Origin of the sequence: Staphylococcus pseudoxylosus (assembly GCF_044794325.1) — a bacterium.
GTDB lineage: Bacteria > Bacillota > Bacilli > Staphylococcales > Staphylococcaceae > Staphylococcus > Staphylococcus pseudoxylosus.
On sequence record NZ_CP085024.1, the window covers coordinates 1,250,879 to 1,274,488 of the forward strand.

The 23,610-nt window shown below is 33.2% G+C and carries 18 protein-coding genes; 11 read left to right on the top strand and 7 right to left on the bottom strand.

The annotated features are described in order from the left end of the window. Positions 1-70: 70 nt before the first annotated feature. The 4 genes from LG295_RS06040 to ccpA all read left to right on the top strand — a co-directional run bounded on the left by LG295_RS06040 (position 71) and on the right by ccpA (position 5,025). Positions 71-565, top strand: a complete 495-nt coding sequence (locus tag LG295_RS06040) for a DUF948 domain-containing protein (RefSeq protein ID WP_107531165.1) — start codon at positions 71-73, stop codon at positions 563-565. 80 nt (positions 566-645) lie between these two features. Next, positions 646-2,043 carry a hypothetical protein gene (locus LG295_RS06045; protein WP_404476702.1) on the top strand — a complete coding sequence of 466 codons (1,398 nt, stop codon included), beginning with the start codon at positions 646-648 and terminating at the stop codon, positions 2,041-2,043. Between the two features lie 421 nt (positions 2,044-2,464). Continuing rightward, entirely contained in the window at positions 2,465-3,556 is a 1,092-nt protein-coding gene (locus LG295_RS06050; RefSeq protein WP_029377026.1) for a bifunctional 3-deoxy-7-phosphoheptulonate synthase/chorismate mutase, read from the top strand. Positions 3,557-4,035: 479 nt separating this feature from the next. Further along, positions 4,036-5,025: a catabolite control protein A gene (gene ccpA / locus LG295_RS06055; protein ID WP_107531440.1), complete on the top strand. Its 990-nt coding sequence runs from the start codon at positions 4,036-4,038 to the stop codon at positions 5,023-5,025. Between the two features lie 258 nt (positions 5,026-5,283). Here the strand turns inward: ccpA and LG295_RS06060 are convergent, their stop codons facing one another. Then, positions 5,284-6,441 (bottom strand): acetoin utilization protein AcuC, encoded by a 1,158-nt coding sequence (locus tag LG295_RS06060; RefSeq protein WP_107531441.1) that lies wholly within the window; start codon positions 6,439-6,441, stop codon positions 5,284-5,286. Positions 6,442-6,454: 13 nt separating this feature from the next. Then, positions 6,455-7,087, bottom strand: coding sequence for a GNAT family N-acetyltransferase (locus LG295_RS06065; protein ID WP_107531442.1), 633 nt, complete (start codon positions 7,085-7,087; stop codon positions 6,455-6,457). Between the two features lie 180 nt (positions 7,088-7,267). On the opposite strand from LG295_RS06065, the gene acsA reads away from it, so the two are divergent. Together acsA and LG295_RS06075 are read left to right on the top strand one after the other, a co-directional pair. Then, positions 7,268-8,977, top strand: coding sequence for an acetate--CoA ligase (gene acsA / locus LG295_RS06070; protein ID WP_325999153.1), 1,710 nt, complete (start codon positions 7,268-7,270; stop codon positions 8,975-8,977). Between the two features lie 315 nt (positions 8,978-9,292). Next, entirely contained in the window at positions 9,293-10,960 is a 1,668-nt protein-coding gene (locus LG295_RS06075; RefSeq protein WP_107531454.1) for a formate--tetrahydrofolate ligase, read from the top strand. Positions 10,961-11,176: 216 nt separating this feature from the next. Here LG295_RS06075 and LG295_RS06080 read toward each other — a convergent pair whose 3' ends face one another. Continuing rightward, positions 11,177-12,076 carry a biosynthetic peptidoglycan transglycosylase gene (locus LG295_RS06080; RefSeq protein ID WP_107531444.1) on the bottom strand — a complete coding sequence of 300 codons (900 nt, stop codon included), beginning with the start codon at positions 12,074-12,076 and terminating at the stop codon, positions 11,177-11,179. 382 nt (positions 12,077-12,458) lie between these two features. Here LG295_RS06080 and tyrS point away from each other — a divergent pair, with 382 nt between their 5' ends. Next, the gene (gene tyrS / locus LG295_RS06085; RefSeq protein WP_107558256.1) at positions 12,459-13,721 is read left to right on the top strand and encodes a tyrosine--tRNA ligase; all 1,263 of its coding nucleotides are present in this window, start codon (positions 12,459-12,461) and stop codon (positions 13,719-13,721) included. A gap of 308 nt (positions 13,722-14,029) precedes the next feature. Here tyrS and LG295_RS06090 read toward each other — a convergent pair whose 3' ends face one another. Further along, on the bottom strand, positions 14,030-15,325 hold the full coding sequence (locus LG295_RS06090) for a S1C family serine protease (RefSeq protein WP_107558255.1): 1,296 nt from the start codon (positions 15,323-15,325) through the stop codon (positions 14,030-14,032). A gap of 168 nt (positions 15,326-15,493) precedes the next feature. On the opposite strand from LG295_RS06090, the gene LG295_RS06095 reads away from it, so the two are divergent. From LG295_RS06095 to LG295_RS06105, 3 genes are all read left to right on the top strand, one after another. After that, the gene (locus tag LG295_RS06095) at positions 15,494-16,114 is read left to right on the top strand and encodes a 1-acyl-sn-glycerol-3-phosphate acyltransferase (protein ID WP_101104600.1); all 621 of its coding nucleotides are present in this window, start codon (positions 15,494-15,496) and stop codon (positions 16,112-16,114) included. A gap of 179 nt (positions 16,115-16,293) precedes the next feature. Beyond that, positions 16,294-17,790, top strand: coding sequence for an N-acetylglucosamine-specific PTS transporter subunit IIBC (gene nagE / locus LG295_RS06100; RefSeq protein WP_107558254.1), 1,497 nt, complete (start codon positions 16,294-16,296; stop codon positions 17,788-17,790). 200 nt (positions 17,791-17,990) lie between these two features. Then, a complete protein-coding gene (locus tag LG295_RS06105) occupies positions 17,991-19,112 on the top strand; it encodes an HAD family hydrolase (protein WP_107558253.1) in 1,122 nt (373 codons plus the stop codon). Positions 19,113-19,394: 282 nt separating this feature from the next. Here LG295_RS06105 and serA read toward each other — a convergent pair whose 3' ends face one another. The 3 genes from serA to LG295_RS06120 all read right to left on the bottom strand — a co-directional run bounded on the left by serA (position 19,395) and on the right by LG295_RS06120 (position 22,771). Next, positions 19,395-21,011 carry a phosphoglycerate dehydrogenase gene (gene serA / locus LG295_RS06110; protein ID WP_107531449.1) on the bottom strand — a complete coding sequence of 539 codons (1,617 nt, stop codon included), beginning with the start codon at positions 21,009-21,011 and terminating at the stop codon, positions 19,395-19,397. Then, a complete protein-coding gene (locus LG295_RS06115; RefSeq protein WP_318832800.1) occupies positions 21,004-22,164 on the bottom strand; it encodes an alanine--glyoxylate aminotransferase family protein in 1,161 nt (386 codons plus the stop codon). Before LG295_RS06115 ends, serA begins: the two co-directional genes overlap by 8 nt. A 166-nt stretch (positions 22,165-22,330) precedes the next feature. Beyond that, on the bottom strand, positions 22,331-22,771 hold the full coding sequence (locus tag LG295_RS06120; protein ID WP_107531451.1) for an SACOL1771 family peroxiredoxin: 441 nt from the start codon (positions 22,769-22,771) through the stop codon (positions 22,331-22,333). A gap of 79 nt (positions 22,772-22,850) precedes the next feature. Between LG295_RS06120 and LG295_RS06125 the strand changes: the two genes are divergently transcribed. Continuing rightward, entirely contained in the window at positions 22,851-23,591 is a 741-nt protein-coding gene (locus LG295_RS06125; RefSeq protein ID WP_318832801.1) for a glycerophosphodiester phosphodiesterase family protein, read from the top strand. Positions 23,592-23,610 lie beyond the last annotated feature (19 nt).

A 23,610-nucleotide genomic window follows, 5' to 3' on the forward strand; every position in this document is an offset into this window, starting at 1 on the left:
TATGTTTATGTTAAAATGATGGGGGTATTTATATTAAATAACAACATATGATTAATAGGAGGCGTTTTTAATGGAATGGATTTTACCTATAGCTGGAATTATTGCGGCGGTTGCATTTCTAGTATTAGTTATTGGTATCGTTGTAGTATTACTTTCAGTTAAGAAGAATTTAGATCACGTTGCTAAAACACTTGATGGAGTTGAAGGGCAAATTCAAGGTATTACACGTGAATCTACAGATTTACTTCACAAAGCGAATCGCTTAACTGAAGATATTCAAGATAAATCAGATCGTTTAAATTCAGTAGTTGATGCTGTTAAAGGTATCGGTGATTCTGTACAAACTTTAAATGGTTCAGTTGATCGAGTTACAAACTCAATTACGCACAATATTTCTCAAAATGAAGATAAAATTTCTCAAGTTGTACAATGGTCAAATGTAGCAATGGAAGTTGCTGATAAATGGCAAAACAGAAGAAATCGTAGAGATAGTGCAAATTATAAAGCGAGCAGTGTAGCAAACGATGCAAATCATAGCTATACTACACGTGTAGATAACAAATAATTCATATATTTAAAAAACAAATGCACTTAAATGAGGTTTGAAACTTATTTAAGTGCATTTGTTATAGGGGGCATTCAATTATGAAATACTATAATCGAGATAATTATGAAAGAAACTTAGAAAGTTATCAAGTACCAGAATATTTTACTAAAGGTGCCAGAAATGAATTTGTGTATGGATTTATCGTAGGTGCTGTAATTGGTTCAGCTTTAGGTTTAGTTTCCATTAGTAAATCTAGATCTTCTAATAAAAATGTTCCGGATAATAAAGAACAATTTAAATCGAATATTGTTGCACAAAGTGAACAAGAACAACAAGATGCTGAAAATAAATTAGCAGGTTTGAAATCAACGATTGCAGAATCTCAAAATAATAACACTGAAGTCACAGATGAAGCACTAGCAGCCCAAAAAGTTGCCATTCAAAAAGAAGCATCTGATAATGATTTAGCTAATATGTCACCTGAAGCACAAGAACAACAAGAAGCAAAAAGTGAAAATAATCATGATGATGTAGCATCCAATAATTTATCTACTGAACATATTGATCCAGATGCTAAACCAACTGAAGATGAAATCAATGCTCAACAAGAAGCTATAAAAGAAGAAACATCGGATGATTCAGAGGTTAACACAAACTCTACAGATGACTCAGCTCAAGATGAAGGCATCAATGGCAAAACAGCTGCAGCAACCGCAGGAGGTGCCATTGCTGCAGGCGGTTTAGCAAGCGCAGCACAAAATAAAAAAGAAGCATTGAATAATGATTCAGAGGTTTCAGAAAACACTTCAAAACTGACTAATGAAGATAATAAACCAAAACAATCAGATAAAGCCGCACCAAATTTAGTAACACAAGAAGCAACTAATGAATCATCTCCTCATGATGAAAATAAGTCTACAGCAGCGATTACTGGTACAGTTACGGCATCAGGCTTAGCATTAGCAGCTAATAACAAACATAAAGCAATTAATAATAATCAAAATATTGCAGAGAATACTGCTAATTTATTAGTACCAGAATCGCCAAAGCAAGCTAAACATCACTCTGTGCCAACTTTAATTACTCCAAATGTTGGAAATGCAGTAGAATCTACTGATAAAGTGGATAATAGTGCAGACAAAAGTAATAAAAAAGCAACAACAACAGAAATTCCAAAGCCAACAGCAGCTGAACAACGTGTTAAACAAACACATAAGACGGTAACATTTAAAGATGGTATTATTGTTCATGAAAATGCTACTAGAAATTTAAGTGAACAATCAGTTGGACAAAGTAGTACAAAGCAAACTGCTAATAATTCATCTACTGAATCAAATGATGGAATTATTAACCATGATGATGCGCAGACTACTGAAAAAAAGACAAAACCAACTAAAAGTAAATCAACTAAAAAAACGTATACAAAAAATAGACCAAAAATGAATAAGGCAGAAAAAGCTGAAAGTAAAATTGATAAAAGAACATTCAATGATTAATTTAATCAATAAAAAGGGTCCAAGACATAATAATTGTTTTGGATCCTTTTTATTGATGTTATTTGAAGCAATGATTAGATTGTATATCGAATAATACTTTGTAATTGATATGTCCATTAATAAATGCTATACATGCTTGCTTTTCGCTTTTTACTTTCTTGTTGAATGTTAAATTTTATACATAGATTATTTAAATTGCTATTATGAGGAAATATTGAAAAACATATAATAGTGTAAAAATGGTCTAGATATTGACTGAAAATTCAGTTATCATTAATGTTATTCACTTTTAAAGTGATTTTTTTCAATCGCTACTTGAACTTCTAGGTAGTTATTGTTAGAATAACGTTTAACATATATTTTATCGCTTTAAAGCAGAATAAAATATCGCATTTTAAATTTTTCATAGAGGTGAATAAAAATGACAGACAAATTAAAAGAATACAGAGATGAGATAGTTGAGATTAATGAAGAGATTTTAGGACTATTATCTAAAAGAGGTAAAATAGCACAAAAAATAGGCGAGGAAAAACGTAAACAGGGCACGCTTGTATATGATCCTCAACGTGAAAAAGAAATGATTAATCAATTATTAGATAAGAACGAAGGACCATTCAATGACAATGTAATCAAACAATTATTTAAAGAAATTTTTAAAGCCTCTACTGATTTGCAAAAATCTGAAAATGAAAAACACTTATATGTATCTAGAAAATTAAAACCAGAAGATACTATTGTTCAATTTGATAATGGAGGTATTATTGGAGATGGCAACAAATCATTTGTATTTGGACCATGTTCAGTAGAATCTCAAGAGCAAGTTGATGCCGTTGCAGCTAATTTACAAGCTAGAGGAGAAAAATTTATTAGAGGTGGAGCATTTAAACCACGTACTTCTCCATACGACTTCCAAGGATTAGGTGTTGAAGGTCTAAAAATACTTAAAAATACTAAAGATAAATACGGCTTAAACGTCGTAAGTGAAATAGTTAATCCAGCAGACTTTGAAGTAGCTGATGAATACTTAGATGTATTCCAAATTGGTGCACGTAACATGCAAAACTTTGAATTACTTAAAGAAGCAGGACGTTCAAATAAACCTGTATTATTAAAACGTGGCTTGTCAGCAACAATTGAAGAATTTATATATGCGGCTGAATACATTGCTTCACAAGGTAATGAAAATATTATTTTATGTGAACGTGGCATCCGCACATATGAAAAAGCAACAAGAAATACTTTAGATATTTCTGCTGTACCAATCTTAAAACAAGGTACGCACTTACCGGTAATGGTTGATGTTACGCACAGTACTGGACGTAAAGATATCATGATTCCAACGGCAAAAGCTGGTTTAGCAGTTGGCGCTGACGGCATTATGGCTGAAGTACATCCTGATCCATCTGTTGCATTAAGTGATAGCGGACAACAAATGGACTTCAATGAATTTGATAAATTCTACAATGAAATTAAACCACTTGCAGATATGTATAACAGTAAAAAACTTAAATAATAGTTGCAAAGTTTGAGGCAACATTGCTATAAGGCTGGGACAAATTTAATTGTCTCAGCCTTAATCATGATATTGGGGATTTTATTCAATTTTCAGCTCTGATCGACCTTTTTTGTTTCTTCCGAAGGTGCGAAGACGTATTCTTTTTAAATGAATTAGATTTCAGTCTCGCTCTTTTTGCATTTTAGCAATAATATGAGATTATCTTTGTACATTACATCATTTATTTTCAAACATAACATTCAATATTATTTTATATATAAATTTGTGTAGTATTTTTACATCTTAAATTCTATCCAATTAGATTACAGTGGGGATTAAAAAGATATAATATAAGCAGGATTGTTAATACTAAGGAATGAAAAACATTATAACAATCAAAACAAAATGATTTTACATTTTCTAAAAATGTGGTAAACTTTGAAAATGTTATGAAAACAGATTATAATAATAAAGAAATCGCTTTCAAGGAGGAAAATATGACTGTTACAATATATGATGTAGCTAGAGAAGCTAGAGTTTCTATGGCAACCGTTTCCCGTGTAGTTAATGGCAATCAAAATGTTAAGCCTGAAACACGTGACAAAGTAAACGAAGTTATTAAGAAGTTAAACTATCGTCCAAATGCAGTAGCAAGAGGATTAGCAAGTAAACGTACAACAACAGTTGGCGTTATTATTCCAGATATCTCAAATGTGTATTATTCACAATTAGCACGTGGTTTAGAAGATATCGCAACAATGTATAAATATCATTCTATTATTTCAAATTCTGATAATGACCCAAGTAAGGAAAAAGAAATTTTTAATAATCTGTTAAGTAAACAGGTGGATGGTATTATTTTCTTAGGAGGTACAATCTCTGAAGAAATAAAAGATTTAATTAATAAATCTTCAGTACCAGTAGTTGTTTCAGGTACTAATGGTAAAGACGAGGGCATCTCATCAGTTAATATCGATTTTGAAGCTGCTGCTAGAGAAATAACAGAGCACTTAATCGAAAAAGGTGCGAAATCATTTGCCTTTGTAGGAGGAGATTATTCTAAGAAAGCACAAGAAGATGTTTTAGTAGGCTTAAAAGATGTATTAGTTCAACATAAATTAGAATTAGACGAGCAATTAATCTTTAATGGAAATGAAACCTATAAAGATGGGTTACGTGCGTTTGAATCATTAGCCACTGCAAAGCCGGATGCAATCTTATCAATCAGTGACGAACAAGCTATTGGATTGGTGCATGCTGCTCAAGACGCTGGCGTAAATGTTCCGGATGATTTACAAATTGTTAGCTTTAATAATACAAGACTTGTTGAAATGGTTAGACCACAGCTTTCTAGTGTTATTCAGCCGTTGTATGACATAGGTGCAGTTGGCATGAGATTACTTACAAAATATATGAATGAAGAAGATATTGATGAGCCTAATGTCATTTTACCTCACAGAATTGAATACAGAGGCACTACAAAATAACTTATAAGTTTATTTTAAATCAAGATAGAAGTGAGGACATTAATTTCCCTCTTCAAAAAAGAGAGCTAAGCCATAATTGGTTAGCTCTTTTTTTATTTAAAATCTTGTGATTCGGTTGTACAAAATTGCTAGGATATAGCATGTTTCGAATTTCTATAGCTTTACATATACAATTAATCCGAGCAATAGACGTGTTATAAAACGGCAACAATATTTTATGCTCTGAAATCTTTACGTTTCAACTTGAATATTGTAACCTTATTCGAACCAGCTCAATACTTTTTGAGCCTGTTTCATATTAATCTCACTTATTTCTTTTCTTCGAGGTATTTCTATATAATTCTCTTTATCATCATTCCAATTGGTAGGTAGCGCACAAGTAGCATAAGGTTGCCATTTGCTAAGCCATCGTTCTGGAAGGCTACCTGTTGGAGGTTGTTCTCCTATCAATGCTAAAAATACATGAGACCATGCACGTGGCACAACTTTCCATATATTATAGCCACCGCCACCAAACATAATAACCTTACCTTGTGTATATGTATCAGCTAGTGATTTGATAATGTATGGTATTTCATAAAGTGTATTCAATGTGCAACTCATATGTGTGAGTGGGTCAAGGTAATGTACATCTACACCATGTACACTTACAATAATATCTGGTTTGAATGATGCTACGACGGGTTCAATGGTTTGTTTAAAAACATCTAAAAAGGACTGATCTTCAGTATAAGGCTCTAACGGTATATTCACCGTATAGCCAAATCCTTTTTCGGCGCCACGCTCTGTATAATGACCTGAACCTGGAAATAAAAACTTTCCTGTTTCATGTATGGAATAGATTAATGATTGGTCATTAGTGTAGAAACTCCATTGAGTACCATCCCCATGATGAGCATCCGTATCGATACACAGAACCCGTTGATTATATTTTTTCATTAAATATGAAATTGTAATGGCAACATCGTTATAAATACAAAAGCCATTTGCACGGCCAGGAAGGCTATGATGTAAACCACCACCTAAATGACAACCGTTTGTTAAGGTACCACTCATGATTTGATCTGCTAAGTTTAACGCACCACCAACGATGCGCGCACTATGTTTATGCATCAATTTAAATTGAAGTGTATCCTCTCCATCTAAGCCATACTTTTTAGCTTCATTTTCATTTAAAATACCATGAGAAGCATGCCTTATAGCTTGTATATAATCATAGGCGTGTATTAGCGATAATTCATCATCTGTTGCAATTCTGGGTGATATAATGTGATGTTGCTTTAATTGTCCTAGTTCCATAAGTAATTCTGTCGTTAATTTTAATCTCATTTGGTTAAATGGATGTTTATTACTAAAACGATATTGTAAAAGTTCATTAGCGTAAACATAACCTGTTGCTTGTTGCATATTACTCATATTTTTCTCCCCTTTAAAAGAAAAATCGATTCATGAATCTAATATCATCAAATGCTTGTAATTGGTCAATAGAAATTCTTGAACCGATTCTAGCCATCAAACAATTTGCTGGATGACTCGTAATTTCTGGATCGTCTGTTGCAAAAATCTCAAGGCCCCCATATCCCATAAGTTTTTGCATTAATTTTTTATATTCATATACATCGAGGCCAGAATTTTTTAAATCCCAGTGCCAATAATATTCTGTCGTTAATACAATGTAGTCTTCATATTCATCTGCAGCGAGACTAACTTTAATCAATTCACTTCCTAAATGTAAATGCCTATAAGGTAAACTGATTTCAATTGCCCCTAATTCTATTAAGTATTCTAAATCACCGCTTGACCATCTTTCTAAAGGATCAGGATAATGAAAAGTCACATACCCAACAATGTGTTGTTCTTTACGTAATATAAATATTCTACCTTCTTCTAATTCACTGATTTCTTTAACTGCTTCAAATTGATCTTTCGGTGGGCGAAAGGCAGATAAACCTTCATCAAATGTCATTGTTTCAAGTTTACTACATGGCATAGGTCCTTCAATGACAAACTGTCCTTCGTCTAACTGATATGTTTGGGATTGATACGTTTTAATATGTTTCATTTTTTCACTCCAAACTACCACATGGGTATTCTGTAATCAATCTTATTATTTATATTATAAGTGATAATTGAATAAAATAACATGTATATGAATTCGCTTACATTAATTATTTTGAAAATTTTGAAAATGTTAGTTATAATAATTTTTGAAGAGACGATTTCATTCAGAGGGGGATTTAAAATGAAAGTAGAAGTATATAAAGGGGAAAGTGGAGATTTTAACCTTCAAAACTATGAAACAGAATATAATCAATTTGATTGGAAAGAGGTAGAAAAGTCATTTTCATGGTATGACACAGGAAATGTGAATATGGCACATGAATGTATTGATCGTCATGTGGATGAAGGTAAAGGGGAAAAAATTGCCTTACATTATAAAGATGATCAACGTAAAGAAAGTTATACTTTTAACGAAATGAAAGCAAATGCTAACAAAGCTGCAAATGTGCTTAAAAATAAAGCTAATGTTGAAAAAGGGGATCGAGTTTTTGTATTTATGCCGAGAACACCGGAACTCTATTTTGCTCTTTTTGGAACGTTAAAAATTGGTGCTATTGTCGGTCCATTATTTGAAGCGTTTATGGAAAAAGCGGTTGGAGATAGATTGGAGAATAGTGAAGCTAAAGTTATAATTACTACGAATGCATTACTACCCAGAATACCAAAAGATAAATTACCACATTTAGAAACCATTGTAGTGGTAGATGATGAAGTAGATGACGCTTACGTTGATTTTAATAATGAATTTGAGCAAGCAAGTGATCAATTTGAAACTGAATGGTTATCTTTAGATGATGGATTAATCTTACATTACACTTCAGGCTCTACAGGGCAACCAAAAGGTGTATTACATGCACAAAGAGCTATGTTATTACATTATATCTCTGGAAAATACGTATTAGATTTTAAAGAAGAAGATGTATATTGGTGTACAGCCGATCCAGGTTGGGTAACTGGTACATCTTATGGGATATTTAGCCCTTGGTTAAATGGTGTTACAAATTGTATTGCTGGTGGTAGATTTTCACCTGAAGCTTGGTATGAAATGATCGAAGAATTTAAAGTTACTATATGGTATACAGCGCCAACAGCATTAAGAATGTTGATGAGTGCAGGTGATGATATAATTGAAAAATTTGATTTATCATCAGTTAAAAGCATCTTATCCGTTGGTGAACCATTAAATCCTGAAGTTATAAAATGGGCTAAAGATGTCTTTGGTAAACGTGTACTAGATACATGGTGGATGACTGAAACTGGTGGCCATATGATAGTGAATTATCCTTCTATGGACATTAAGTTAGGATCTATGGGTAAACCACTACCTGGTGTAGAAGCAACAATTATTGATGACCAAGGAAATGAATTACCACCAAATAGAATGGGAAATCTTGCGATTAAAAAAGGTTGGCCATCCATGATGGTTTCCATTTGGAAGAACCCAGAAAAATATGATTCTTATTTCATCGGTGACTGGTATGTATCTGGTGATTCAGCTTATAAAGACGAAGATGGATATTTTTGGTTCCAAGGACGTGTAGATGATGTAATTATGACAGCTGGAGAACGCGTCGGTCCATTTGAAGTAGAGTCCAAATTAGTAGAACATGAAGCAGTAGCTGAAGCGGGCGTCATTGGTAAACCCGACCCTGTCAGAGGAGAAATTATTAAAGCGTTCGTCGCATTACGTCCTGAATATGACGAATCAGATGATTTAAAAGAAGAAATTCGTAAATTTGTTAAAGAAGGATTAGCTGCACATGCTGCACCAAGAGAAATTGAATTTAAAGATAAGTTACCAAAAACACGTTCAGGTAAAATTATGCGTCGTGTACTTAAAGCATGGGAGCTTGACTTACCCGAAGGTGATTTAAGTACCATGGAAGATTAAATAAAAACAAATCCCAAAATAGAACTTATTATTTTTAAACAGTAAGTTATATAACACTCAACCTAAAAACCTTTATATCTCTTTAACTTACAAGAGATATAAAGGTTTTTTCAATTGGAAAGAAAAATAGTGTTTATATAATCTAAAGTTTTAATATTATACCTATAATAGTGGAAGCGCTATCTATAAAAGTCGACAACGCAACTTAAGTTGGTTAATATAAAGTATGTAAGGATTTATTTTTGTCAGTAGTATATATGATAAATATATAGTGATTATTGATTTAAAAATTAATTTTAGAAGGGACGAATGAATTTGGCACATTTATCTGATTTAGATATTGCAAATCAATCTACATTAAAACCCATTGGGGAAATTGCAAAGAAAGCTGGTATTCCAGCGGATGCATTAGAGCCTTATGGTCATTACAAAGCAAAGATTGATATTAATCAAGTTCAACAAAAAAATGGTAAGGGGAAAGTAGTCTTAGTAACTGCTATGAGTCCAACGCCAGCAGGTGAAGGGAAATCAACAGTTACAGTTGGTTTATCGGATGCATTTAATCAACTTGAACAAAATGTTATGGTTGCACTGCGTGAACCAGCTTTAGGGCCAACTTTTGGTATTAAAGGTGGTGCTACTGGTGGCGGTTATGCTCAAGTGCTACCTATGGAAGATATCAATCTGCATTTTAATGGGGATTTTCATGCTATTACAACTGCAAATAATGCGTTATCAGCGTTTGTTGATAACCATATCCATCAGGGGAACGAGCTAGAAATAGATCAAAGACGTATCGAGTGGAAACGTGTATTAGATATGAATGATCGTGCATTACGTAACGTGATTGTTGGTTTAGGCGGCCCGACTCAAGGCGTACCTCGTGAAGATGGTTTCAATATTACTGTAGCTTCTGAAATCATGGCAATTCTCTGCTTAGCAAATAATATAAATGATTTGAAAACAAAAATTAGTAATATCACAATTGGTTATACTCATTCACGTAAACCAGTGACAGTGGCAGATTTAAAAGTTGAAGGCGCATTAGCTATGATATTAAAAGATGCGATTAAACCTAATCTTGTACAAACTATTGAAGGCACACCAGCACTTGTACATGGTGGACCATTTGCTAACATTGCTCATGGTTGTAATTCTATATTAGCTACAGAGACTGCAAGAGATTTAGCGGATATCGTTGTTACAGAAGCAGGGTTTGGATCTGATTTAGGTGCAGAAAAATTCATTAATATTAAAGCACGTGAAGCAGGTTTTGAACCTTCAGCAGTTGTTGTAGTTGCAACAATCCGTGCTATTAAAATGCATGGTGGTGTAGCAAAAGATAACTTAAAAGAAGAAAATGTAGAAGCATTGAAATCCGGTATCGTTAACTTAGAACGGCATGTTAAAAATGTAAGGAAATATGGATTAGAACCAGTTGTAGCATTAAATGCATTTGTCCATGATACAGATGCAGAAACAGAATTTGTGCAACAATGGGCAAAAGATCATGGTGTTCGTCTAGCTTTAACTGAAGTATGGGAAAAAGGTGGAAAAGGCGGCATCGACTTAGCTAATAAGGTATTAGAAGTTATAGAACAACCGCAAAAATTTAAACATTTATATGATTTAGAACAACCTTTAGAAGATAAAATCGAAACGATTGTTAAAGAAATTTATGGTGGTTCAAAAGTGACATTCAGTAGTAAAGCACAAAAACAATTACAACAATTTAAAGATAACGGTTGGGATCATTACCCAATTTGTATGGCTAAAACCCAGTATTCATTTAGTGATGATGCTACGCAATTAGGTGCACCTGAGGGCTTTGAAATTACAATCCGTGAATTAGAAGCTAAAACAGGGGCAGGATTTATTGTTGCACTAACAGGTGCAATTATGACTATGCCTGGATTACCTAAGAAACCAGCTGCTTTAAATATGGATGTGACTGATGATGGTCACGCAGTTGGATTATTCTAAAATTACTAACAATTGATACTATATAAATAAAGACTATAGAAAAATGATTTGCGATAACTAAATTATAATAGTGACATAAAGTATAAAATATTTTCATTTGGTTTATGATTGAAAAATGATAATACATAAGGGAGTAGGGGGTGAAATCATAGTTACTTGAATGGCGTCACAATCCTACTCTCTTAAATTTAGCTATAGTAATTTAAGTCAAAGAGCTTATTTTGATAATAAGTGTTGACGAATATTGAACTTTTCAGCTCTTTTATAATCATATTCTGTGATTTTCCCTTCTACTAACATTCGTTTTAATACGTAATGTTGTCTATCTAGACCAATTTGTATATCTGTATCTGATTTTAGAGTGCCATTGTCTTCATAAGGTGTATAATAATAAGGGCTTTGCAATAAACCTACTAAATAGGCCGATTCAGCAATATTTAAATCTGATGATGACTTTCCAAATAAACTATATGAAGCTGAAGCTATCCCGGATATGTTTGAACCATTATAATCACGTCCAAATGGTACGATATTTAAGTACGTATATATAATTTCATCTTTGGTCAATAATTTTTCAGCTCGCATTGATAGAACTAACTCATTCGCTTTTCGGTTATATGTTTTTTCGTTTGTTAGTAATTGATTTTTAACAAGTTGCTGCGTTATTGTGCTGCCACCAGTGGCACTTTCAGTATTAAAAATATCCTGGCCAACTGCTCGAACCAAAGCTTTAGGTAAAATGCCGTTATGTCTGAAAAACAAACTATCTTCTGAAGCGGTTAATGCTTTGATGACATTTTTGTTAACATTTTTAGGACCAACAATTAAGGTGTTCATGGATTCGTTATACTCATTTAAAATATGTTTATTATCATAATCTATATCTTGGCTACCGACAATGTAAAGTAGTTTAAGTTTTAAATCGTCGTCAGACATATGTATTGCTTCTTTTGTAATACTTTGAAAATAAAAAACAGTCATTGCTAATATTATCACCGAGGTACATGTTAGTATCGCAAACAAGCCGATGAAAATATGTTTCAATTTTTTATAGATGCTTTCAAATTTATCAAACCATGATGGTTGATGCTGATTTTCAACTGTTTGATGCGTCATATACAGCCTCCTTATATATGCAATATTATAACATAAATTAGCATATTGACTTTTAAATTATAGTTACTTATAATTAGTATCAATTCGATATCGTTTTTTGGATAAAGGAGAAGTAACTTCTTGTGTTATCTTCAGAGAGTTAGTGGTTGTTGTGAACTAACGTTGCACATTTTGTGAATACACCTTATTAATTAAAGTAATCCAAACGTTTTAGTTAATGAACGTATCATTAATAAAGTTGTTTGACTTAAGTATGGTGGTACCGTGCGCATGCGCCCTTACATTAATTTGTAAGGGCGTTTTTTTTTTAACAAAGGTAACGTTATTGTTGCAAAACTTTTATCCGAAACGAAATCATAAATTAAAACAGGAGGCTGATACGATGGCAAATGCACTATTAGAAGATTTAAAATGGAGGGGCTTGGTTTATCAACAAACTGATGAGTCTGGTATAGAAGAAATATTAAATAAAGAGCAAGTCACATTATATTGTGGTGCGGACCCAACAGCAGATAGTTTGCATATTGGACATTTACTACCATTCTTAACATTGCGTCGCTTCCAAGAACATGGACATAGACCACTTGTATTAATTGGGGGTGGCACAGGTATGATAGGTGATCCTTCAGGTAAATCAGAAGAACGTAAATTACAGACCGAAGATCAAGTAGAAATCAATGTACAAGGAATCAGTAATCAAATGCACAAAATTTTTGAATTTGGTAGTGAAAAAGGTGCGAAATTAGTTAATAATAAAGACTGGCTTGGCCAAATTTCTTTAATTGATTTCTTACGTGATTATGGTAAACATGTAGGTGTAAATTACATGTTAGCCAAAGATTCTATTCAAACACGTTTAGAACACGGTATTTCATTTACAGAATTTACCTATACGATATTACAAGCGATTGACTTCGGACATTTAAATAAAACATATAATTGTAAAATTCAAGTTGGTGGTTCGGATCAATGGGGAAATATTACGAGTGGTATTGAATTGATGCGTCGTATGTATGGCCAAACTGAGGCTTATGGATTAACAATTCCATTAGTTGTGAAGTCAGATGGTAAAAAGTTCGGTAAAACTGAAGGTGGTGCAGTTTGGTTAGATGCTGCCAAAACGAGCCCTTATGAATTTTATCAATTTTGGATTAACACGACAGATGAAGATGTAATCAAGTTTTTAAAATACTTTACTTTCATAGAAAAAGAAGAGATTGAAGCATTGGAAAAATCATTAAATGAAGCACCTCATTTACGTGAAGCACAAAAAGCATTGGCCGAAAATGTAACACGCTTTATTCATGGTCAAGCTGCTTTAGACGATGCGCTACGTATATCTAAAGCTTTATTTGCAGGGGACTTACAATCACTTTCTGCGACGGAATTAAAAGAAGGATTTAAAGATGTGCCACAAGTAGAATTAAATCAAGAGACGACAAATATCGTAGAAGCAATCGTTGAAGCTGGAATTTCTTCTTCTAAACGACAAGCACGTGAAGATGTAAATAATGGTGCTATTTACATCAATGGTATAAGACAACAAGATGTTAATTATGCACTTACTAACGATGATAAGATTGAAGATGAGTTTACAATTATACGTCGAGGTAAGAAAAAATACTTTATGGTTAATTATAAATAATCGTTTTTATGGCAGCAGTCTATTTGAATCTAATAGATTGCTGCTTTTTAATATAGTTAAATTTGAGATTGATTAAACGCTGATCAATATTGATTAGTCCTTGAACTATAATACATTTGCGTTCAAGATAATTTTTCTCGCGCTTTTAATAAGCAAGAGGGCATTCTGTAATTATTGTATGGAAAGTGATTTATGCGTAAATTAAATTAAAAAGGCTATAAAAAATGTGCAAAGGAGGTAAAACCGTGAGAGGTTTATACAGTCCTAAGCACATTATGTTTAATAATTTACAAATATCTTAAATGGTATTAATTGAACGGTGAACTTTTTTCTTCACTTGATCCTTCAGAAGATTGTGATGTTGTTTTTTGTTCTTTTAATGTTACATCTACTGTTTGTTGTTTACCTTTACGTTCAACAGTCAATTTCACTGAATCACCAGGTTTTTTATTTTCATAAAGATAAGAACGAATATCTGTATCTTCTTTAACGTTTTTATCATCAATTGCTGTAATAATATCGCCTTCTTTAAGACCATTATCACCATCAACTTTTGCTACGTATGCGCCATCTTTACGTGATGTTTTAAGTTGATCTTTATACTCGTCTGGAATTTCACTGACATTAAGTAAACCAATACCAATAGAAGGACGATCAATCTTACCTTTTTCTACTAGCTCTTTAATCGTAACTTTAACTTCGTTACTTGGTATAGCAAAACCAATGCCTTCCACTTGTTCATTAGCAATCTTCATTGAGTTTATACCTACTAGATTTCCATTGATATCTACAAGGGCACCACCAGAGTTACCTGGGTTTATAGCTGCATCTGTTTGAAGTACGTTGACTTTGTTGGAACCAGCTGATGTTTGTGTATCAATTGTACGTTCACTTGCTGAAATAATTCCAGAAGTTACGGAATTAGCAAATTCTAAGCCTAATGGGTTACCCATGGCAAATACACTATCTCCAGTCTTAACTTTTGAAGAATTGGCAAAGTTGATTGCTTTTGTACCTTTAGTTTCATTAATTTTTAGCACTGCCATATCAGTTAATGCATCTTTACCAATTAATTTAGCATCTACTTGTTTAGAGTTATGAAGTTGAACTTTGATTTCACTCGCGCCATCTATCACATGATTATTAGTAACGATGTACGCAGAACCATTATTTTTCTGATATATTACACCAGAACCTACACCGGCTTCTTGCGCTTTCGAAGATTTACCCTTTAATAAATCATCTAGGTTTTGAGCTTTTTGCATGTTGATGACACCAACAATTGCTGGAGAAACATCATTAATCATTTGATTGACGGAATCATACTTTTCGCTTTTTCCATCAAGCGTATTTCCACCGTTTCCAGTGTTTGACGCTTCATTTACAGATGAGCCATTATCGTTTAATACTGTAGTTTCCATTAGTTTACCTACACCTAAGACAATAAGGGCTCCAATGATACCAGCGACTAAGGCAACTATAACTGTTCTAAACCATGGGAATTTAGGTTTTTGCCTTATCCGTTTATTTGAGGTGTATTGCGTTGTGTTTTGTTGGTAATTTTGGTTGTTGTTTGTATTTTGCTCATTGTTAAATTCTGACATATTCTACCTCCAATAAATACTATATATATCCTATTATGAAAGTTTTGTGCAACTTTTTCTAGTATACCACTATACGACTTTAGACTGAAATATAAATATTCTTGTCCATAATCGTCCTAAATGATAAAATCAATGAGGAAAGATAAGCAAAATGAAGTAGGTGCAAAAATGTATAAATTTATAAGTGGTTTGTTAAAATTGATTATTATAAAATTAAGTAATTCGTTAGAAGTTCAAGGAAAAGAAAATATACCTCAACTTCATAGGTATGTAGTGACTTGTACGCACGAGAGTTATAATGAAGTAATCATGTTAGGCACAGCAATTTATCCTAACCAAATACATTATATGGCTAAAAAAGAACTATTTAATAACAAAGTTTTTGGCAAATTTTTATCGTCGTTAAATGCATTTCCAGTAGATAGAGATAATCCTGGACCAAGCACATTAAAAAAACCGATAAAATTGTTAAAAGAAAATAAAACTGTTGGTATTTTTCCAACAGGACATCGCATGAAGTATGATGAAGGTTCACCAATGAAAAGAGGGGCTGTAACTATAGCGATGATGGCACAAGCGCCGATTTTACCTGCAGCTTATGTTGGACCAAAAGAAATAAAAGGGTTGGTTACTGGAAAAGCGATCATCAGATTTGGTGAACCAATAGAAACTAAACATCTACCGAAAGATATGAAGCGTAATGAAAAATTAGAGTATTTAACTAAAGAATTAGAGCAAAGAACCATTCAATTACAGTCAGAATTAAATGACTATGTAAAAAATAACTAAATAAAAATATTAATATATTGGAATAATTAGACTTTTTTATTTTTGATACGTAATCTTTAAATCATATGTTATTATATAACTGTACAATAACAGTTAGTAATGGGTTTACAAACACCACGTGGACAATATTGTGCATGTGGTGATTTTTTTGGGAATTTATTTTGAAATGGGGAATATTTATGTATAGTTTCTTTCAACGTTTAGGAAGATCACTTATGCTACCTGTAGCTGTATTGCCAGCAGCAGCCATTATCGTTGGTATAGGTAATGCATTAACCGCACTTGGCATATTGCCTACAGTAGCTGCCTTTTTCTCTACGGCAGGATCAACGATTCTTGAACAATTGGGTATTTTATTTGCAATCGGTGTTGCATTAGGTATGGCGAAGAAAAATGATGGCGCAGTTGCACTTGCGGCAGCCGTTGGTTTTTTCTTAACGACAGTTGTACTGAGTCCAGAAAAACTAGCGCCATTATTAGGCGTGAAAGAATCTGGTGTAAATGCAGCATTTGAACAAATGAATAATCAAAATGTCTTAATTGGTTTGGTTATTGGTTTAGTGGCAGCATATACGTATAACAGATTTAGCACAACAGAATTGCCAACAGCGTTATCATTCTTTAGTGGGAAACGTTTGGTACCTATTTTAACTGCGTTTTTCAGCATATTTATAGCAGTTATTATGTTATTTGTTTGGCCAATTGTGTACTCAGCCATTGTTACTTTTGGGACGTGGATATTAGATTTAGGACCTGGAGGGGCATTTTTGTATGGATTTTTCAACCGTCTCTTAATTCCAACAGGACTACATCATGCATTAAACGCGGTATTTTGGTTTGATTTAGCTGGTATTAATGACATTGCAAAATTCCAAACTGGTGATGGCGCAGTTCAAGGTATTACAGGACGTTATATGGCCGGTTTCTTCCCGGTAATGATGTTTGGTATCCCAGCAGCCGCATTAGCGATGTATCATACAGCAGAAACAAAACAAAAGAAAAGAGTTTACGGGCTAATGTTTGGTGGAGCTATTTCAGCATTTTTCGTTGGCGTTACGGAACCTATTGAATTTTCATTTATGTTTGTAGCACCGCTATTATTCTTAATACATGCTGTGTTAACGGGTTTATCTTTGTTTATAGCCGCGTTATTCCATTGGACAGCAGGATTTTCATTTAGTGCGGGATTAATTGACTTTTTATTATCGTTGATTAATCCAGTAGCAAACCATCCGATGATGTTAATGGTTCAAGGTCTTGTATTCTTTGTTATTTATTACGTCGTATTTAGATTTGCAATCAAATGGTTGAAACTAAATACTCCTGGTCGTGGTGATAACCTATTACCTGATCCAACATCAGATGAAGCTACTACAGGAGATACCGAAGATTCACCTGAGACTTCAAGTACAGGAAAATCGCAAACAGGTAAATATTCAAAGACAGCTAGCCAAATCTTAGAAGGCTTAGGTGGTAAAGAAAATATTGTAACATTAACAAACTGTGCTACACGATTACGTATGGAATTACATGATAATAATGTGATTGATGAAGCTAAGATTAAAGGCGCCGGTGCTGTTGGTGTAACGAAGAGTGGTAAACACAATACACAAGTTATCATTGGAACTCAAGTCCAACAAGTTGCTGATGAAATAGAACTTCAAATGGAAAATTAAAATAAAGGTATTTTAGACATCTAACTCGCTGAAATTTATAATATTATTTCAGCCTGGTTAGGTGTTTTTTTAATAGCTAAATCTTATAAAAAGATCTATTGATTTGTTTAACAAAACACTGTAAATGCATTGCTCTTTTGTTTGTAAAATAGTACGATATAATGGTATCAGAATTTTCTGATTAAAGGAGAGTAGGTAGTATGAAGTCGGTATTATTTGATGTTGATGGCGTTTTTTTAAGTGAAGAAAGGTGTTTTGATGTATCGGCGTTAACCGTATATGAAATGCTTATGAGTAAGGATTATATTGGGTTAGATCCATCGATACCATTTGAAAATTTGAGTGATGAACAAATTACAGAAATCAGGGATATTGTATTCTATCATGATGAGATATTAACTAAGCTAAAATCACTTGGTTTAAACTCAAATTGGGATATGCTATTTGTTGTAATAGCTATTCATTTCGTTGATATTTGTAAAACTTTATCTGCTGATGCATTAGCAGAAATTTTAAATCCTGAAAATTTTGGACAAGCAACATTACAAAAAATAGGGAATCAAATTTCTGATATAACATTGAACTTTGACGCACCATTATCATTTTTAGAACATGTGCGTACAGGTAAAGATAATATATATCAGGACTTGATTAAGTATGTGAGTGAACAGTTAGACACACAACAAACAGCACTATTTGAGTTGAAAAGTCCATTTTGGTTACTTTCACAGGAAATTTATCAAGAATGGTACCTAGGTCATCAACTTTATAATGAGGTTGAACAAAAATTGAATCGTTCTGACTTTAAAAAAGGTTACATATATAATGAAGTGGTGTTAAGACCAGTTGATGAGATTAAGCAATTGTTAGAAGACTTAAAAGCAGCAGGATATCATATCGCGATTGCCACAGGGAGACCGCGCACGGAAACGTTAGTTCCATTTGATACAATTGGTATTAAAGACATATTCGAAGATAAACACATTGTTACTGCAAGCGAAGTACTAATTGCTGAAGATATTTATCCTGAATTGAAACCTTTAGGTAAACCAAATCCATTTAGCTATTTGGCAACACTTGAAGGCAATTTCGAAGAGGATTATAGAAAGTATGCAACTAATCAAGAAAATCGAGTTGTTAAAAATGAAGTCTTTGTAGTAGGGGATTCATTAGCTGATTTGCTAAGCGCCAAAAAAATTGGCGCAACTTTTATTGGTCCTTTAACTGGATTGAAAGGTCAAAACGCACGTGAAGAACTAGAAGCTTATGAAGCAGATTACATAGTCGATCACGTAGGTGAGATAAGAAATATTTTATTATAATGATTGCTGACACATTGCAAATTTATTTTCTTAAAAATGATTATAAATTTGTAGATGTGTCTTTTTTTATGTCTGAATAAATTAAGAATAATAGTTTAGTAATGATCAAGTTGAAAACATTAAAACTAATGTATATTAAATAACATAGTTTAGTATCGCCTTATAATGTCTTGAGCTACATTAAAATGAGAATGATTGAGCATTAAAAAGCGCGAGTAAGAAATTTTAATTAAATTCCTTACTCGCGCTTATGTTATTACATGTATTTAAAAGGAAAGAGCATTAAATATTGTAATTAATATTATTATCAATTTCTAATTCTACGCTTCTAATTAAATTGAAACCTTCAATTTGGTATAAACCGTCAATAACATCTTCTGTTACAGGGTGGTCGATTGATAAAATCATTAGTGCGTTACCACCTTGATTAGTACGGCCGAGGTGCATAGAGGCAATGTTAATGCCATATTCACCTAAGATTTGACCAGTACGTCCTACAATACCAGGTCTATCATTATGATTAATTACAAGTTGATATTGTTCAGGCTTAAAGTCTACTGGATAATCATTAATACGAACGATCCTTGGACCATAACCATTTAATACAGTAGCGCCAATCTTGATTTGTTTATCTTTATTGATAAGTGTTAATTCAATATAATTACTGAAACCACGGTGTTTTGTATTTTTTTCAATATTATAAGATACACCTTGTTCATTTAGAAGTACTAACGCATTAATCAAGTTAACACGTTCAGCTAAATCTCGTTTTAGTACACCTGATACTAATGTTCTAGTTAATAAACTTGTATCATCTAGCGCGATGTCACCTTCGTATTTAATGTGGAGTTCACGAGGTGCTTTTTCAAGTAGTTGGATGCCAACCTCACCTGTTAATTTGCTTAATTCGATATATGGCTTTAACTCATCATTGATTTCACTGTAAGTCATACGTGGTGCATTTATTGCATTTAATACATTACCGTTTTCAAAAATATCTACGATTTCATTAGCAACTGATACAGCTACTTTTTCTTGTGCTTCAACTGTAGAAGCACCTAAGTGAGGCGTAACAATAATTTTTTCATTTTCTACAAGAGGGGATTCAGTTGCTGGTTCAGTTTCAAAAACATCAATCGCTGCACTTTGTATTTGATCATTATCTAAAGCTTCTACTAATGCTTCTTCATCAATAATACCACCACGCGCTACATTGATGATTTGTAATGTTGGTTTTGCTTTTTCAAAAAATGCTTTACCAACGATACCTTTTGTTTTAGGCGTTAATGGAGTGTGCACAGTAACGAAATCTGCTTGTTCTGCAATTTCTTCAACTGTTGCACGTGTTACATTTAATTCTTTAGCTTTATCTTCTGATAAATAGGGGTCAAAGGCTAATATATTCATCCCAAAACTTTGTGCGCGTTTTGCAACACCAAGTCCAATTCTACCTGCACCGATTACACCAAGTGTTTTATTAAAAAGTTCCGTACCTCTATAAGTCTTACGGTCCCATTTTCCATTTTTTAATGATTGATGTGCTTGTGGGATATTTCGTGCCATCGATAAAATCATTGCCATTGAATGTTCAGTGGCAGAAATTGTATTACCATCTGGTGCATTGATTACTATCACACCATTTTTGGTAGCGGCATCCACATCGATATTATCTACACCAACACCAGCACGAGCAATTACCTTGAGGTTAGGTGACGCTTCAATAATAGCTTCAGTGACTTGTGTTTGACTACGTACAATCAATCCTTGGTAATCTTTAATTTCTTCAATTAATTCATTTTCAGTTAAATCTGTATTAATTTTAACTTCAAAATCTTTATGGTCAATTAAACTTTTTAAACCTTCTGGTGAGATTGGATCAGATACTAAAATTTTATACATAAGCTTTGACGACCTCCATATACTTAGTGATTGCTTTACCAACATAAGATTCATTTCTAAATTCTGTTAACAGAATCTCCAATGCTGAAACTACTTGTAAAATATCAAATGGAGAGATTTGCCCCATATGACCGATGCGTAATATTTCACCTTTTAAGTGACCTTGACCGCCAGCAATTGTAATAGCAAAACGGTTTTTTAATTCATTTTTGATGAAATTTAATTCATCTTTTGTTTTAGGAGTAAATGCAGTGACAGTAGGCGAAGCATATTCGTCTTCGACTAGTAAATCTAATTCTAGTGCTGCCAATGCTTCTCTAAGACCATCACGAATTGCATAATGACGAGCGACTACATTACTAAAACCTTCTGCTTCAACTAATTTTGCATATGCGTTTACACCTCTAAACAACGAAACATTAGGTGTGAAAGGTGTTGAGTTTTCAGACTGTGATTTTAAATATTTGTTCAAGTCTAAATAAAAACGTGGCGTTGTAACTTCACTAAAGCGTTTTTTAGCACGATCATTATAAGCTACAAATGCTAAACCGGGTGGTAACATGATTGCTTTTTGGCTACCTGAGATAAGGACATCAATTGCATCACGTTGTAAATCAACATCTACTGCACCGATACAGCTTACGCCATCGACGACAAAGTAAATAGATTCATCATATGCTTTAAGAGCATGGCCCAATTCGCTTACGGGATGCAATACAGCTGTTGAAGTTTCACAATATTGGCTGTAAACAGCCGTAATATTAGTATTTAAAGATTCCAAGAAATCTATGAAGTCAGGTACATTGACAGCTTTACCCCATTCGACCTCGAAAATATGTACATTATTGTAATAAGTTTCTGCAATTTGTTTAAAACGATTACCAAATGCGCCAGTTACGATAATAACAATTTCATCATCTGGATTTGCAAGATTAAGCATACTTGCTTCTAGTGAGCTTGTACCACTGGAAGTAAGTATCATTACATCATTTTGTGCACCAAAAATTGGTTTAAGCGCACGAAATGCTTCTTCAGCAATTGCTTCGAAATCACTTGATCGATGACCGACCATAGGTGACTGTGTAGCATGTAAAATTTGTTCTGGTACTGGTGTAGGTCCTGGTGTTAGTAACAAAGGATGATAATATTTCATGAGTAATTCCCCCAATGCTTAAGATTGTACAAGTTTAGCAAATTTTCAGATAATATAAAAGTGCAAATATTAAAAAAACAGACGGAATAGACAGGTTATCAATCAAATGTAAGGGTATTCATTGCTAATTTAATCATATTCCGTCACACATAAAATTTTTTTGAAATTATTTTATTTTTGGTTCTATTTTTACAGAAACATTGCCTCTAATAGAATTAGAAATCATACAATTGTTGTCTGCAACCTTTAATAGTTTAGGTAATTTTTGAGTCAAAAGTTCTTTTTGATTCGTTTCAACTGAAATGACTGGATAATGTATGATTGTATCCATGCGAAATTTTGCGTTTTCAAAAATTGCTGTTCCAATAGAGGATTGGTCTATTGTAATATTATTGAAGCCTGAGCGTTCTAATACAGCTGCTAGTGAAATGATATAACATGATGAAGCGGCGGATACTAATAACTCATCTGGGTTTGTGCCTGTTCCATTACCACCTAGTCCTGAGGGTATTGATATTTGCTCACTTAAAACATCACCTTTAAGGTCACCGACTGATTCACGGCCGCCTGACCAATTTGTTTGTACTACAAATTCATGTTGCACCATATAGATTGACCTCCAGTATAATTATGATAACTTTAGTTTAGACGATTCTAAGAGATAATGAAAGTGGGGCATTATAAGCATGCATAACTATTTAGAAGATAGTAGAGTAATGTTGATTGCACATCGTGGATTTTCAACTGATTTTCCAGAAAACACACAAGCAGCTTTTGAACCTGCATTAGAAAGTGATATAGATATGCTAGAAATAGATATACATAGAACAAAAGATAATTACTTAGTTGTGATTCATGATGACACAATAAATCGCACTTCAAACGGTAAAGGCAAGGTGAAAGATTATAGTTTAAATGATTTGATGCAATTTGATTATGGTGTGACTAAGCATATTAAATTTAAAGGTCAACATTTGATGACGTTAGAGCAAGTGTTGGTATTAATTCAAAATTACCCACAAAAGCTTTTAATTGAAATTAAGCAACCACATGTTTATCCAGGGATTGAACAACAATTAATTGATAAGCTAAAAAAACATGACATTTCTGAGGAAAAAGTAATGATACAATCTTTTGATCAAAAATGTATTCGTAATCTCTATGATATGAAAGTGGGGTTTAAGCTTGGCGTTTTAATTAGCAAAAGGCAGTACTGGTATAGAATGCCGAATTTTGGCAAAATTGCCGTATATGCGGATTATGTAAATCCACATTATTCTTTAGTAAATCATAAATTTATGACTGCTGCACATAACCTTGAATTGTCAGTTATGCCATATACTGTTAATGAGCCGAACATTGCTAACAAGTTAATCATGTTAGGCGTTGATGGTTTAATTTCTGATAATCCGACAAAATTAAAATAACTTAATATAAAAAATATGT

Excerpts from the sequence above, each read along its gene's own strand:
- LG295_RS06105 (WP_107558253.1), top strand. The coding sequence starts at position 17,991 with ATGAAGTCGGTATTATTTGATGTTGATGGCGTTTTTTTAAGTGAAGAA.
- ccpA (WP_107531440.1), top strand. The coding sequence starts at position 4,036 with ATGACTGTTACAATATATGATGTAGCTAGAGAAGCTAGAGTTTCTATG.
- nagE (WP_107558254.1), top strand. The coding sequence starts at position 16,294 with ATGTATAGTTTCTTTCAACGTTTAGGAAGATCACTTATGCTACCTGTA.
- LG295_RS06115 (WP_318832800.1), bottom strand. The coding sequence starts at position 22,164 with ATGAAATATTATCATCCTTTGTTACTAACACCAGGACCTACACCAGTA.
- acsA (WP_325999153.1), top strand. The coding sequence starts at position 7,268 with ATGAAAGTAGAAGTATATAAAGGGGAAAGTGGAGATTTTAACCTTCAA.
- LG295_RS06095 (WP_101104600.1), top strand. The coding sequence starts at position 15,494 with ATGTATAAATTTATAAGTGGTTTGTTAAAATTGATTATTATAAAATTA.
- LG295_RS06050 (WP_029377026.1), top strand. The coding sequence starts at position 2,465 with ATGACAGACAAATTAAAAGAATACAGAGATGAGATAGTTGAGATTAAT.
- LG295_RS06090 (WP_107558255.1), bottom strand. The coding sequence starts at position 15,325 with ATGTCAGAATTTAACAATGAGCAAAATACAAACAACAACCAAAATTAC.
- LG295_RS06120 (WP_107531451.1), bottom strand. The coding sequence starts at position 22,771 with ATGGTGCAACATGAATTTGTAGTACAAACAAATTGGTCAGGCGGCCGT.
- serA (WP_107531449.1), bottom strand. The coding sequence starts at position 21,011 with ATGTATAAAATTTTAGTATCTGATCCAATCTCACCAGAAGGTTTAAAA.
- tyrS (WP_107558256.1), top strand. The coding sequence starts at position 12,459 with ATGGCAAATGCACTATTAGAAGATTTAAAATGGAGGGGCTTGGTTTAT.
- LG295_RS06045 (WP_404476702.1), top strand. The coding sequence starts at position 646 with ATGAAATACTATAATCGAGATAATTATGAAAGAAACTTAGAAAGTTAT.
- LG295_RS06125 (WP_318832801.1), top strand. The coding sequence starts at position 22,851 with ATGCATAACTATTTAGAAGATAGTAGAGTAATGTTGATTGCACATCGT.
- LG295_RS06065 (WP_107531442.1), bottom strand. The coding sequence starts at position 7,087 with ATGAAACATATTAAAACGTATCAATCCCAAACATATCAGTTAGACGAA.
- LG295_RS06080 (WP_107531444.1), bottom strand. The coding sequence starts at position 12,076 with ATGACGCATCAAACAGTTGAAAATCAGCATCAACCATCATGGTTTGAT.
- LG295_RS06040 (WP_107531165.1), top strand. The coding sequence starts at position 71 with ATGGAATGGATTTTACCTATAGCTGGAATTATTGCGGCGGTTGCATTT.
- LG295_RS06060 (WP_107531441.1), bottom strand. The coding sequence starts at position 6,441 with ATGAGTAATATGCAACAAGCAACAGGTTATGTTTACGCTAATGAACTT.